9 protein-coding genes, 1 tRNA gene and 1 pseudogene are annotated in these 13,405 nt (G+C 56.1%); 5 read left to right on the top strand and 6 right to left on the bottom strand.

The features are described from left to right. Nucleotides 1-10: 10 nt before the first annotated feature. From AC0L7U_RS10540 to AC0L7U_RS10515, 6 genes are all read right to left on the bottom strand, one after another. Nucleotides 11-1,612, bottom strand: a complete 1,602-nt coding sequence (locus AC0L7U_RS10540; protein WP_473690518.1) for a hypothetical protein — start codon at nucleotides 1,610-1,612, stop codon at nucleotides 11-13. A gap of 238 nt (nucleotides 1,613-1,850) precedes the next feature. Beyond that, nucleotides 1,851-3,626: a P-loop NTPase family protein gene (locus AC0L7U_RS10535; RefSeq protein WP_473690516.1), complete on the bottom strand. Its 1,776-nt coding sequence runs from the start codon at nucleotides 3,624-3,626 to the stop codon at nucleotides 1,851-1,853. Between the two features lie 1,081 nt (nucleotides 3,627-4,707). Beyond that, nucleotides 4,708-5,493, bottom strand: a complete 786-nt coding sequence (locus AC0L7U_RS10530; protein ID WP_473690514.1) for a hypothetical protein — start codon at nucleotides 5,491-5,493, stop codon at nucleotides 4,708-4,710. Next, a complete protein-coding gene (locus tag AC0L7U_RS10525) occupies nucleotides 5,490-5,783 on the bottom strand; it encodes a helix-turn-helix transcriptional regulator (RefSeq protein ID WP_473690512.1) in 294 nt (97 codons plus the stop codon). Before AC0L7U_RS10525 ends, AC0L7U_RS10530 begins: the two co-directional genes overlap by 4 nt. 70 nt (nucleotides 5,784-5,853) lie before the next feature. Then, on the bottom strand, nucleotides 5,854-6,621 hold the full coding sequence (locus AC0L7U_RS10520; RefSeq protein WP_473690510.1) for a hypothetical protein: 768 nt from the start codon (nucleotides 6,619-6,621) through the stop codon (nucleotides 5,854-5,856). Continuing rightward, nucleotides 6,611-7,690 (bottom strand): tyrosine-type recombinase/integrase, encoded by a 1,080-nt coding sequence (locus AC0L7U_RS10515; RefSeq protein WP_473695761.1) that lies wholly within the window; start codon nucleotides 7,688-7,690, stop codon nucleotides 6,611-6,613. The genes AC0L7U_RS10520 and AC0L7U_RS10515 overlap by 11 nt, the downstream gene beginning before the upstream one ends. A 229-nt stretch (nucleotides 7,691-7,919) precedes the next feature. Between AC0L7U_RS10515 and AC0L7U_RS10510 the strand changes: the two genes are divergently transcribed. The 5 genes and pseudogenes from AC0L7U_RS10510 (at nucleotide 7,920) to AC0L7U_RS10490 (ending at nucleotide 13,403) form a co-directional block, all read left to right on the top strand. Further along, nucleotides 7,920-7,992 (top strand) — tRNA-OTHER (locus AC0L7U_RS10510). A 171-nt stretch (nucleotides 7,993-8,163) separates the two neighbouring features. Continuing rightward, complete coding sequence (locus AC0L7U_RS10505; RefSeq protein ID WP_473690508.1) at nucleotides 8,164-9,054, top strand: metallophosphoesterase family protein; 891 nt, start codon at nucleotides 8,164-8,166, stop codon at nucleotides 9,052-9,054. Then, nucleotides 9,051-9,383 carry a hypothetical protein gene (locus AC0L7U_RS10500; RefSeq protein ID WP_473690506.1) on the top strand — a complete coding sequence of 111 codons (333 nt, stop codon included), beginning with the start codon at nucleotides 9,051-9,053 and terminating at the stop codon, nucleotides 9,381-9,383. Before AC0L7U_RS10505 ends, AC0L7U_RS10500 begins: the two co-directional genes overlap by 4 nt. Then, nucleotides 9,383-12,879, top strand: a pseudogene (locus AC0L7U_RS10495) (AAA family ATPase). Before AC0L7U_RS10500 ends, AC0L7U_RS10495 begins: the two are co-directional and overlap by 1 nt. Continuing rightward, complete coding sequence (locus AC0L7U_RS10490; protein WP_473690504.1) at nucleotides 12,876-13,403, top strand: GatB/YqeY domain-containing protein; 528 nt, start codon at nucleotides 12,876-12,878, stop codon at nucleotides 13,401-13,403. The pseudogene AC0L7U_RS10495 and the gene AC0L7U_RS10490 overlap by 4 nt, the downstream one beginning before the upstream one ends. Nucleotides 13,404-13,405 lie beyond the last annotated feature (2 nt).

The following is a 13,405-nucleotide window of genomic DNA, read 5'->3' as shown; positions in this document are numbered from 1 at the left end:
TGGGAACGTTTCAGTGCCGTCGAGTCGAGATCCCCACGTCGCTCGCCACGACTGCAAGACACCCTGCCAAATTTCGACGTGCAGCCAAATCCATGTGCGGGAGGCCGCGACGAACCAATGGTGCGAAAAGGACGAGGCCGTGGGCTAAGTCTCGGTCGACTTCTCCTGCGGCATCTACTGCCCAATTGAATATCTCACGGGCGTCCGCTTGGTTGGACGGAGCGAGTATGCGAGCAAACTGAACAAGCGCCCCTGATTTTTCCTCGGCGCTCGTTCGTTGCCGACGAACATTCTCAGAACGTTTCGCGATCCTGTCCGAAAGGAGATCGTGCCATTCCGGTCGCGCAGTTAGAGACCGAAGGTACAGGATCTCGCCGGGAGGAAGGTATGTCCTCTCAGATTCTCCGATACTGACAACCTGTCTCGCGAGCTCTTGCAGAACCACACTGGGTAAATGGCATAATCTAGCAACCGAAACAGCAGCCCGAGCTCGCATCCGAGGAAATGTGGATATTCGGTCAAACGGATCGAGCCTATACTCCTCATGAGTGCTTGGTACCGGTATGTTTTCTTGAGGTGCTTTACCGATTAGAAACAGTGCCCTTTGTTCGTATGTCGCGGCGAAGGCTCCAACCATTAATTCGGCGTTTTCATCACGGCGCGTAGTTCTGCGCCGTCCTCGGCCGTCGTCGTCCTTCGTCTCATCGGGTAGAAAGAAGCTTCTACGGATGTCACGGCTACCCGAAAGCACTTCACACAGAGAGTGCGCGCGCAGTGCCAGAGCGAATTTATCGGCTTGATAGATGTGCCCCGGCTTCCGGATAGAGGCTGGTCGGAATGCGGTGATAAGCGGCATCATGCGTTCATGCGGCACTCCGCGTGCCAACGCGACTTCGCACCCAGTTAGGAACAGATCAATAAGGTCGGCAGCCGCGTCATCCTTATCGGAACTACGATCTAAAGCCGTCTGATCCACCAAGCCAACCCGAGCAGTCCGTTCGAGAGATAGGAGCAAAGCGTCCACATCGATCTCGTGGCCAGCGAGAGCAAGGTAAGTAAGCGGGATGAACTGAAACACGCGCGTTGGTTTGTCGGCAGAAAACCAGTCCGCAAGGCGGTCGGATTCGCCGCGAGCTGTCATGCCTTCGCAAACAGAGATAGCGAGGTTTAGCAAATACCTGGAACCCCAACGGCGCAAGCGCCACATGAGGCTCGCAGGTCCTTCAGTACGCGCCAACGCCTCGGCAACGGCCGCATTATCAGTGAGGTCCGTCCGCCATTCATCTTCAACGCCTCGATCGTCAGCCTCAACCTCCTCCTGCCGGCGCCGATACCACGCCTGAAGCCTTCGAAAGCCCTCCCTTACGTCACTCCATTGTCCATCACGCGCGTCGATGGACATTCGATGCATTATGAATGGCCCATGGTGTTCAATCTCCTCCGGATCACGCAAGATCAGGCGGGATGCGGCATCGCCTGCAAACTTTACTGCTAGATCGGGATTCTCGCACAGCAACTCTCTCAGCGCGGCGTCAGTGCGAACTGCCTCGGCGCCAATGAGTATTGTCATGGCGGCATCGACCGTATTGCCGACCTCGCGACAAACCTTCATTGTTGTTCGCAACCGTTGCAGTTGGACACTCCGACGGAGAACAGGATCGGAGATAGCGACTGGCTCTTTCTCTGTCTTTACAAGATCCACGATCTCACTGCGTTGTCCCGCAATGAGCAAGGCTGCCGCGACATGCGCGGCGGCGTAGGGGTCTTTGCCTCGGAGGTCGTATAGCCTCTGTGCTATGCGCCTCTCTGTCTCTAAGAGAGAGACGCCTGCCTCGTTGCGGACGAAAGCTTCAATGTCCTCGTCGGCGAGATCCTATAGCATCGTCGTCGAGTCTGAGTCCGGGTCGCAAATCGGCGACAAGGTCACGAACTTGGGCTTCAGAGAGACCGGCTACGGTGGCTACGTGCGATACGGGCGCCGGACGAGGTAGGCCGATCAAACTAGCGCATAGCGCCTGAAGGTGGTCAGGCCGCCCCGCCTTTGCTAGGGCGAGCTCAAAACTGTCAAAAAAGATCTGGTCGAGTGCCTTCCCGTGAGGACGTAAGAAGTCCAGTGCTCGCGCGATATCTTCACCGGCTTGCTCAAGCGCGTAGGTCTGCACTCGTGGGTTCCCGCCGGAGAGGATATGGAAATCCTGAATCCATGCATCCGTCGCCGTTGGCCAAAGGCGTCGCACGTTGATTGCGGTTTCCTCGGGGCGAAAGCCACCAATTTCTTTGCGCTTGAAACGGGGCGGAAGTTCCAGTCCTTCAAGACGACCAGGACGTGCAGTAACCAAAAGGCGAACGTTTTTTGGTAGCGCACCGAGCTTGACGAAGTCGGGAATGAAGCTTTGACCCGCGATCGGATTCTGCTCTGCCGCTGTAACGGCATTGTCCGCAGCATCAACGGCAACGACCAACAGCGCCATCGGGTCGCGTGCAGCTACCACTGCTGCCGTCTGCTCCAACCTGCGTTTGAATGTACGCGGCCAGTCCTGGCGATCGTTGCGCGGGATCAGAAGTGGCGTGCGTAAGTGCCGGGCTAGGTCGTTTGCGAGTTGTAGGAAGGCGTCCTGTGGTCGATGGCGTTGCGCATCGGAATCGAGATAACGCCCCCCTCCGTAGCAGTCAAAGATGATCATCGCCGAGCCGGTAGGTAAACCTGCTTCGATTTCCTTCAGAGCCGTAGTCTTTCCGCACCCCCCTTCGCCAACAAGAAGAAGCGTTTGGTTACCTTCTAGCATCTTGGCAAGGATATCCTTCGCAGCCTTCCGAGGTACCGGATTTACCACCGATTTGATTTCAGGCTCGCAAGGAAATAGGGCCGCAGGGTCTGACACACCAAACTTGATCAGGAGGCTCGCGCGTGTGATCGGATCGCGTGGCCTGTCGGGCATCATGAAATCCCGGCGTATCCATCGCATAAGCTCGTCGCTAATCGGCCGCGCATCGTCTCCCGTTAGTTCAGTAAGCACCTCCAGAACTGCATCGTCTATGGCGTATCGAGAGCTGTCTCCTGTCTGAGAAAGGTCAATTGCCTTCAAGAATTTTAGAAAAGTGTCTTCGTCGAGCTGGCTCGCCCGCCGCAGCAAAACGCGGTCCTCTTCGGAACCCGCCTTGTCGGCGATGGCAGCGATGACGTTGGCGTGAACAGGCTGGTTACTGATTAGACGGGCCACGAGATCGAGCCCAGGCTCAAGATCTGGTCGGCGAGAGTGGAGTTCGCGGAATGCCGCGGCGAGCCTAGCAATCAGCGAATTATTTTTAGCTTTGTTCGTCGATTTGCAGAAACGTGAAACGGTCCAAGGAGCCTGCGGATCCGAAGAGGAGTACTTGAGTTGGTCCACGACGATACGATTGGCACTTTCGACCCGGTCACCACCGAAATAGAAGGTGCAATCGACGCCGTCCCAAGTGCCGCCACTCGTGCCTGCTTCGTCAGATGTACGAAGCCCTTCGACAGCAACCGCCTTGAGCTCGGTGTCAAAGTCAAGCATGGCAAGCGCTTGTCGCAACGCCCATAATTCGTGGAACTCGTCCCCCGCATTTGCGCCGCGCGCACCACCGAAATCAGGTTCAAGCATTAGATCCGACAAATGTTCGTGAAAATAAAGTGGTAGTGTGGTCGCTAATAAATACAACTGCCAAGCTTAAAGGGGGGGCGAATTATTGGAAAAACACGCATCTCCCCATATATTTGCATGCTTACGTGGCCTGCATGAGTTGTGGTCGTGACACATCTCTCAATCTCGACACTTTGAGTGAACGTTTGGGCGATGACTTTTTCACCGCTCGTAGACTGCAGGCACGGTTCAATTATCGAGACTGCCACGCTCGATCGCCGGGGCTGACAATCGTTCCAACGTATCGATATCGACGATGAACTTCCGGCTTCAACCGGATGTTTTTAACCCAAAAGCCGCATCCGATTATTCAGAGACGCTTAGGGGCCCTATTGCCGCCGTGTGAAATCAGAGAGGATCAGGACCGTCTACAGAGCCAGATTTGTGATTTTCTGATTAGTTTTTATAAGGGTTTACAACATAACTAATTGATATTGTTGAATATTTACTCTTATCAAGATGCTCCATTGGCCTTATCAACTTGATAAGTTCTCGCATCTCGAATGGCAGAAATCAGCCATTTCTGACTTATCATGATAAGGAAAAACTAATCAAAAGCCTTATCATGATAAGTTCGATCTGGCCGGAGCGATCGAAAATGTCCTGATCCGTCCGAGCATCCTTATCGCTTGATAAGACCTCTTCCGACAGATGACGCAGCGCCGGCCACTTTTGCCATGGTCAATCTAGCGTAGCTCGTCTCCGTCGTCAGAAGACACAAAAGGGCCCCCTGTACCCCCGCTGCAAAATGAAGCCACCATGGTCCGGCTATGGCGGGACCACCATTTTTTATTCGCTTCCAATCGCGATGGGGGAGGCTACCGGCAAGAGCGACTCTAGAACGGGTTCTGAGCAGGGCTCTGCGAGCGTTCGTCGTTTCTGAGTTGGGATGATGCGTGCCGACTTGTATTGACTCTCAGTGAGCGTTTTTGCGCTTTGGCAATCTCGTCGGGAATGACGGGCCCAGCGCTCAGTCAAAATCGAAGTCTGGGGACAGCACAAAAATCAAGGAGATGCGCCATTGTTGGCGCATCTTGAATTTTCAAGCTAAATTGTATCTGATCGTGTTCCGGCCAAGCGAATAGTCTGAAACGAGGTCTTTGATCGGTTGAGAGATACCAATCGCTCCGCCAACCGGCCATTGGCTGCGGCTCGCTAATGTTTGATCTAGCGACTTCGTCATGTAGTCGTGCCAGCCCAAGGCGCCTCTGCGGCCAGTCGCCTTGTAGACAAATGTATCTGACAAAGGCTGGACATGGATTCGAGTTCCGCTTCGATCAAGCGTGCAAAGGCTTTCGTAGCTATGCCAGCCTCGGAAGCCACTATCTGCGAGCCTTTTACAGGCGCCGTAGAACGCGTTCAAGAATGCCTCATGGCTTTCGAGGTACATCATACTGTGAAGATGATGCAGCTTATCAGTCTCCACTACACTGATCATCATGCATGGATGAGAAGCGTCTTTCATCCGCTTCCTAACTGTTGCATTGATCCATCTGTCGACAGCTCCCGTGACAGACAGACCATGCCTCAAGGCATCCGCTTTGAAGGACTCAGGAAGATCAATGGTAAGGCCCATGTTAGGTGAGGGCTTATTTGAGTTGCGCCATGCATCGGTGTACATGGCCACCCTTCTTCTGGATCGTGTGCCACCAAAGAAAGGGAGTTGATTGTTATATGTCTTTCGAACGTAGCTTCTCTTTTCTTTTCCCGTATGAAATTTAATAGGGACTATAGGATGTGGCGCATAGGAACTAGTTTCTGAAGGCTCCGCTATTTCGCTTTCAGTGAGGCCCGAGTGTGCAGTTTCATTGAAATCAGCGCCGTTCATTGACCTGCCTCCGAGGTGTTTCGAAAGCATCGTTTCGTGAGCCAATCGACGACCGCCTGACGCGGGTATCGAACTCTGGAGCCTGAGATTTTACAATAAGTTGGCCCTTTTCCTTTCACGCGCCAGTTTCGTAGTGTTCCGGCACTGATGTCCAGCCATGCCGCCAAATCGACTTCAGACAGAAACGGTGGCATGTCTTCAGCAGATAGCAGGCGCGAATTAGAACGGTGCTGCGGTAGGATTTCCTTCTTGAGGAACTCAATGGCGGTATGAATTTCGGTATCTTGCATGGGAGCCTCCTGCGCTCGTTGTCTTCGATGAGCAGAAGGTGCCGAATTGTAGATCGTGCTTTGCAGAGGATTATTGAGGGTTGATCAGGCCATATTCTTCCACTGATCCGTGACGGGCCGTTTCCCGCCGGTTTTCCTGTTCAACATAACGACGGATGGCGTTGTCGATGGCGCTTTCGGAGCGTTCCACGATCCCCAGGATGCGCATTGCGAAGCGAACGAAGGGGCCATGACGCCCCTGTCCCGCCGATCCTGGCTTCAGCTCAGGTGCGCTTGAGTAGCCGGGCTTCTGACCGGTCATATCCTCAAACAAGATCCCAAGTTGCTGCAAAGCGTCAATTAGGTCATCACGAGCGGGGCGACCACGCGTTGGCTCAATCGCGCGTTCAATGCCTTCTGCAGCTTTTGCGACGAGGCGGGTATGATATCGAAAATATACCGGTTCGAAATGCTCGGCTTCATTCGCATCTTCTTCTTCAACACCCATGCTGATCTGATCTAGGGTGAGGTCGTCCATGTCCATAAGTAGCTTATGCGCAGCGTTAAGGTGCTTTGCCAGCGCTGCGAAGGCTTGTTTCGCTGCTCGCGACTCGAACATGTCGAAGCCGCTGTAGAGATTTAGGCGCCTGTTCCAGTAGAGGTACATGTGGAGTATGCGTTCAATGTCCGTGATGCATTCATCCAGTCGTTCTTCCGACAGCGGTCCCAGCTCTTCGAATAGATAGCGTTTAGCGGCGTGATCCTCGACGCCGGTGATACGGACGCGTATGATAGGATGGGCGTCTTCCGGCAGGCTCCGCATTTCCTCGTCAGTGAGGATCTTGTAATCAATCTTCATTCTTCGGGCCATGGGTCGCTGTGCTAAGAGCGTCTGATAACTTGTTTGCGTATTCGCGGACGCCATCATCGTAGAGATGGGCGTAGCGCATGGTCGTTTGGTGCTGTGTATGCCCGAGCTGCCGGCCGATCATTGGCAGGGATGCTCCCAAGCTTGCGAGCACAGTTGCTGTCGTGTGGCGCAGGTCATGGAGACGTGCATCGGGAATGCCCGCCTCGATCCTGATGCGCCCCCAGAACGTCTTGAGCGTCGTAAGAGGCTTTCCCGGTTCCTTGCTAGGGAACACGTGGGTATCCTCCTCAGAGCGCCGCTTATGACGTTGCTTCAGCAAGGCGATCGCCGGTTTGGATAGCGGCAGCCTCTCCGTGCGCTTCTGTTTTGTGTTGTGGGAGGGCTTCACCCAGATGCCGGCTTCCAAATCGACGTGCTTCAAGGTCATGTTGAAGACCTCGCCGCATCGGGCGCCGGTGAGCAGCAGGAAGCGGATGACATCGCACGCCTTCTGGTTGGGATGGTCGTCCATTAGCTCAAAGAGACGACTTAGCTCTTTCGGGCTAAGCGGGCGTTCGCGACGTTCCTCATGATGCTTCTTCCAGCCTTCTGTCGGGTTCTGGAGGCACCATCCCCAGCGCTTGCCCAGGTTGAACATCTTGCTTAGGAGAGCGACTAGGCGATTGGCTGTAGTCGGCGTGTCGCTCATCGAGGCGGCCACGCGCTCGATGTCTCGAAGGGTGACATCCTGAACCTTCTTCTTGCCGAGCTGCGGCTTGATGATCCGGCGGATGAGGGATTCGTCACCTTCGAGTGAGCGTGGGCGCTTGTTCGGCTTGGCGTGGCGCTCAATATAGTCGTCGCAGAGCTTCGAGACATCCGGAGCTGCCTTCAGGGCCTTTCTCTCCGCAAAAGGGTCGTCACCGCGCCGGACTTTGGCATAAAGATCGCGGGCTTCCTCACGGGCCTGCTCAGGCGTCAGGGCGCCGTGTTTGCCAATTGTCCCGCGGTGCTCGCGTCCGGCGTGATCTCGATACCTGAAGACGTAGCTCTTGGTGCCAGCCTCCGTGACGCGCAGGCCGAAGCCGGTGGTGGTGCTGTCCCAGAAGAAGGTCTGGTTCTTGTAGGTGGGGGCTTCGGCACTGGTCGACGAAGCGTTTGGTGATCTTGATCGATGTCGACATATGTAAGCGCAATGTAAGCGGCAGAACGTGATTGAGCGTGATGCAGCGTGACATGCCTTGATCTGTAGGTCGTCTAGAAAGGCATTAGTTTCAACAGTTTAATGATGTAGCGTGATCGTGGGTGATCTCGCGTGACTTGCCTGGAATCAGATTCCTAATCTGAGGGTCACGCGTTCGAATCGCGTCGGGATCACCACTTTCCGGACTGTCGCCACGTGCCGTCTGAAGTATAGCATGACCTTAGGTGTCAGCGCGATGCCGGGATCGGCTCTCGCATCCTTGAGACAGATCCGCTAGGCTTTTCAAAAGATGTTTGAATTCTGGCTGGCTGATTTTGTACAAAATTCTCCACACCGCTGATGTCCACTTGGACTCACCGCTCAAATCCCTTGCTCTGCGCAATGAGGACCTTCAAAAAAAGGTGTCGGCTGCCAGTCGTCTTGCCCTGACGCGGATTATTGATATCGCCGTGGCAGAAGACGTTTGCGCTGTGCTGATTGCCGGGGACCTGTTCGACAACACAGAGCGCAGCGCCAAAACGGCAGCCTTCCTTGTGAATGAGCTTGACCGATTGCGCGACGCTGGAATTGCGGTGTTCTACATCAAGGGCAATCACGATGCCGAAAATCCACTTACCGGAGACGTACCGTTCCCAGACAACGTGCATGTGTTTGACGGGCGCGGTGGCAAGGTTCAGATCGGTGAGACGGGCATTTGGGTGCATGGGGTCAGTTTCAACAATCGCCATGCGCCGGAAAGTCTGCTGCCCAAGTTTCATGCGCCCGTTCCTCATGCGGTCAATATTGCCATGCTGCACACATCATTGGCAGGGGCGGAGGGACATGATACCTACGCCCCGTGCCATCTGACAGAGTTGACCGGCTGCGGCTTCGATTATTGGGCGCTGGGTCATGTACACAAGCGGCAGGTCCATGCGGATGCCCCCTGGGTGGTCATGCCGGGCATTCCACAAGGGCGCGACATTGGGGAGGCCGGGCCAAAATCGGCCACGCTGCTGACCATCGAGGCAGGCGTGATCACCCTGGACGAAGTCGCGACGTCCTCTGTCGAATTTGTGCAGCTTGATATTGATGTCACTGGTCTGGAAACACTGGATGATCTGCGCAGTTTGACCGGTCAGCGGATCGCGGGGACGGCTGAGGCTCTCGTCTCGGACAGTGGGATCTTGCGGGTCCGGTTGATGGGGGCAACGGATCTTGGCTGGCACTTGCGCCGTGACTCAGGATTTCTGGCGTGAGACGCTGGCTGGCTAAGGCGCAGGCAACAGGCCGGCTTTGGCTGGAAAAACTCAGCCTGTCGATCAGCGCCTCTCGGGATGGGACAGGCATGGCAGACGAGGTGGAAGCCATGGCCGAGCTTGTTCGTCTGATGGATGAGATCCGACAAGAACCGGGATTTGAGCAAGACGCTCGCAACGAAATGGAAACGGTTTTTGCGCAGCTCCCCGCTGGCGGTCGCCAGGAGATGATCCCGCACGAAACAGATTTTGAACGATTGCGCGCGGATTTGAGCCTGGAGGGGGCTGCCCGTGTCAGTGCCATGTTGCGTGGCGGGGAGATTGGCTGATGCGGTTGCGCCGTTTCTCCCTTGATGTCTTTGGCCAGTTTACCGACAAGACCTATGACTTTGGCGCATCCCGCGCCGATGCGCCGGATTTTCATATCATTTATGGTCCCAATGAAGCGGGCAAGACCACCACGATGGAAGGGTATCTGCGCCTTCTTTATGGGTTTCATGCGCGCGAGCCTTATGACTTTCAGCACCAGCGCAAGAATCTGCGCGTCTCGGGGATTCTGGAGACGCGTGAGGGCTTGCATCATCTGACGCGTCTGCCGACCCGCGCAGCTTCCCTTGTCAATGAACATGACGCGCCGGTGCCCGAAACCTTCCTGAGTGCGCGTTTGGGCGGCATGAGTGAAGATGATTATCGCCAGTTGCTCTGTCTGGATGACGCCACCCTTGAAAAGGGGGGGAGGAAATTGTTGCGAGCAAGGGCGACATCGGGCGGTTGTTGTTTTCGGCAAGCGCCGGGGTCAGTGCGCTGTCCGAGCGGCTGGATGCAATCGATGCGACGGCACGGGATTTGTATCTGAAAAACGGGAAGAAATCGCGGTTTGCCGAGGTCAATCGCCACCTGAAAGAAGTCAATACGCAGATCCGCGCTCTTGATGTGTCTGCCCATCAATACAAGACCCTGCAGAAAGAACTGGCTGGTGCAAAGGCCCGGGAGGACGCAGCGGAAGCGGGAAAACTTGAGACGCGCAAGGCGTTTGAGCGGCTACGGGCGCTGAATGAAGCCTTGCCGATGCTGCTTGAGATTGATCGCCGCTTGAGTGCGCTGTCCTCTGTGTCACATTATCCCGAGCACCTTGAAATTGACGCGGAAGAATTGGTCGACTGGTCGAACAGACAGGCGGCGGCGCGGCGCGGCGTGACAAGATTGACCGCGGATCTCACTGCGCTGGAGGACACGCTTTCCGCTCTTGAGGAAAGGCCTGCCGATCTGAGTTTGAAGGCCGTTCTGGACCATCTGCGTCCCCTGCAGCAACGCGTCGCAATGCATCAGGGAGACCGGCCTAACCACGAGCACTCGCTGGTTATTGCAACAGATGAGATGCGTCGGGCGGCGGCAGAGCTGGGCCTGGAAAATACTCGCAGTTGTGCTCTGGATGATCTGTACAGCCTGATGTTGCCTGCAACCGTTTTGGCGGACATGGAAGAAACGCGCAACGCGCTGGCGCAGGCGCGAACAGCAGTCAGCGAGCAGGAAAGCCAGATTGCTGAGACAGAAGGGCTTCAACGCAGGCAGGATGACGCCCTGGCAGAGCAGAGGGCGACTTTGTCCAGCGCTGATGAAGCCCTTGAAACTCTATTGGATGCCCGTGCTGCGCCACGTCTGGCCGCGGATTACGCGCTGGCAGCGGTTGCGCTGAAACAGGCTGCGAAGGAGGCTCGCCGCGCGCGTGATGCGGTGGCGCGCAAGGGACAGATCTTTGATATTTTGCCGCCGCTTTGCTTGCTTGTGTCCGAAGCCAGCCAGATGCAGGAAGACCTGTTGGCGTTGCGCCAACAGGGGGAAAGCCTGAGGGACGAGACGGACCGGCTGGAAAGTCAGATTGCGGGAAAAGAGACCGATATTGCCGCTTTGCAAAATCGGCCGGGACTTGTTTCAGATGAGGAACTGGTGCGGGTGCGGCAGACCCGGGACACGGCTTGGCAGGCACATAAAGCGGAGTTGGGGCGTGACAGTGCAGCGCGCTTTGAAGTCCTTTTAAGCGAGGCTGACCTCAAGGGGGATGCGCGTGCTGTGCAGGCCAGTGATCTTGGCCAGTTGCGTCAGCTTCAGCATGACCTTGCGCAGTTGCAGGTGAGCCGGGACGAGGCCGGACGCAAGCAGGTCCGTCTCGGTGAGGCGCTTGTCGCTCTTGAGGGGAGAAAAGACATGGCTTTGCGCGATATGGGGGTAACCGTCGCGCTGGAGCCTGCCGAGCTGGTCGACTGGCTGCGTGATCTGGACCTCGCGCATTCGAAGGTTGCACAGTTTGAGGCCGTGGAAGAGGAGCACCGCGAGACGGTGGTGCGGGCCAGTCGTTTGCAGGCCGAGCTGGCTGACGCGCTGGGCCTTGCTACAGATGTGCCCTTGCCGGATATGTTGGTGCGCGCCGAAGCTCGGGTTAAAGAATTCTGTGAGGTGCGCAGGCGATGTCAGGAACTTGAACGAGACATTGCGCGTGATCGCAAGGCACTTGAGATCAAGACCGCTCGTCTTGCTGAAGCGCGCAAAAGGGCTGCGGATGCGGATGCCGCATGGCATGTCTTGGTGCGCCAGAATTTGCCAGATGCGGTGTCTGCGGAACGCGTGTTGTCTTCGCTGGAACCCTTGCGCAACCTGCGTGAGGCGGCGCAGGAGGCGACCCGCGCGCAGCAGCAGCTTGATGTCATGACAGCGGATACGGCAGCTCTCCGGCAGGGCCTTGAAGATCTGAGTATGCAACCGATCACAAGCGACCGGGCGCATGGCGCCGCGCTGTTGAGCCTTTATGAAACGCTGGATCAGCGCTATGCGGAGGCGCGCAAGATCGCGGATGCATGGGCAACAAAGACTGAAGAGCGCAATGGGCTGGTGAAACAGCTTGCAGAAGAACAGGAGGTCTTGTCGGACCTTGAGCAAAAGGTGCGAACGCTTGCGACCCGGTTTGATGCTCGCATCGTCACCGAAACGCTGGAAGATCTGAGGACCGCAGTTGCCGAGACGCAGAGGACGATTGCAGAGCGGCAACGGGTTGACGATCAGAGTGTTCAGATCTGTGACCGGCTTGGATGCATGTCGCTTGAGGACGTACGAACGCTGTGTGCCGATCTGGACGTCTCTGAGGTCAAGGCAGAGCTTATCGAGATGAACCAGCGTCTGGAGGCTGCGGAAGTGTTGAGCAAAGCTGCGACGGAGGCACGCATCACGGCACAGATTGCTTATGACAAGGTCACAGGGGAGGAGGATGTTGCTCGTTTGACAGCCTCTCGGCAGACGCTTGAGCTTGAATTGCAGGAAATTGCCCGTAATTATCTTGAATTGAAGTTGGGGCATCGGCTGGCAGAGGAAGCCCTACGGCGCTACCGTGACAAGCACCGCTCAGGCATGTTGACGGCGACGGAGCATGCTTTCTCCGACCTGACCAACGGGGTCTACACCGGCTTGCGCACCGTGCCGGATGGCGACAAGGAAATTTTGCAAGTCGTCGATGCGCAAGGCACGGTCAAGCAGGCGCGTGAACAAGATATGTCCAAAGGGACGCGCTTTCAGCTTTATCTGGCTCTGCGAGCCGCAGCCTATGAAGAACGAGCTGCAGGGGGCTCGGTGCTCCCCTTCTTCTGTGATGATATCTTTGAAACATTCGACGAGGACCGGACCCGCGCGGCCTGTCGTTTGATGAGCCGGATCGGCCAGACCGGACAGGCGATCTACCTGACCCACCATCGCCATGTGGTTGATATTGCCAAACAGGTCTGTGGTGATGGGGTTCAGGTGCATATGATTCAGGGGGAAGATGCCAAACTGTCGTGAAGAATGTCTTCGGGCTTGCATTCGCTTGCCGAAAGACGAATCTTGCCCGCAACGACAGTGTTGTCGACAAGAACAAGGAAGAGATGAATGACCTGGTTGACCAGATTAGCGCAGATGCTTTGACCGCTCGGAAAGCGCGAGCGCCGGAGGCGTCCGTTCTCGTGACGTTGAAGGGGGCCATTCAGACCAAGAGCAAGACTTTTAGCCCGCCGCGCGACATGACCGATGAAGAGGTTGTGGCGGAAGTGAAGAAGTTCCTGAAGGGCATTGCTGAAACCGAAGCCGCACTCGGGGGCGCCGAAGCACCAGATGTGCGCGAGAAGATCGCTGTCGAACGTAGGGCTCTGGATGCCTATCTGCCAAAGCAGATGAGTGAAGCCGAGCTGGAAAGCTATATTCAAGGGCAATTGGACAGCGGTGCCAATATCGGCCAGATCATGGGCGCGCTGAAGTCTGAACGTGCGGGCCAATATGATGGCAAGCTGGCCTCTGTCCTGATCAAGAAATTGCAGCAGGGCGGCTGATC

The organism is Roseibium sp. 10G30-5, assembly GCF_055809635.1.
The sequence above is the reverse complement of the archived record's forward strand: the minus strand, read 5'-3'. Positions and strand labels throughout refer to the sequence as shown.

What these genes read in the sequence shown, in the direction of transcription:
- AC0L7U_RS10540 (WP_473690518.1), bottom strand. Translation starts at nt 1,612, where the DNA reads ATGAAGGTTTGTCGCGAGGTCGGCAATACGGTCGATGCCGCCATGACA.
- AC0L7U_RS10535 (WP_473690516.1), bottom strand. Translation starts at nt 3,626, where the DNA reads ATGCTTGAACCTGATTTCGGTGGTGCGCGCGGCGCAAATGCGGGGGAC.
- AC0L7U_RS10530 (WP_473690514.1), bottom strand. Translation starts at nt 5,493, where the DNA reads ATGAACGGCGCTGATTTCAATGAAACTGCACACTCGGGCCTCACTGAA.
- AC0L7U_RS10525 (WP_473690512.1), bottom strand. Translation starts at nt 5,783, where the DNA reads ATGCAAGATACCGAAATTCATACCGCCATTGAGTTCCTCAAGAAGGAA.
- AC0L7U_RS10520 (WP_473690510.1), bottom strand. Translation starts at nt 6,621, where the DNA reads ATGAAGATTGATTACAAGATCCTCACTGACGAGGAAATGCGGAGCCTG.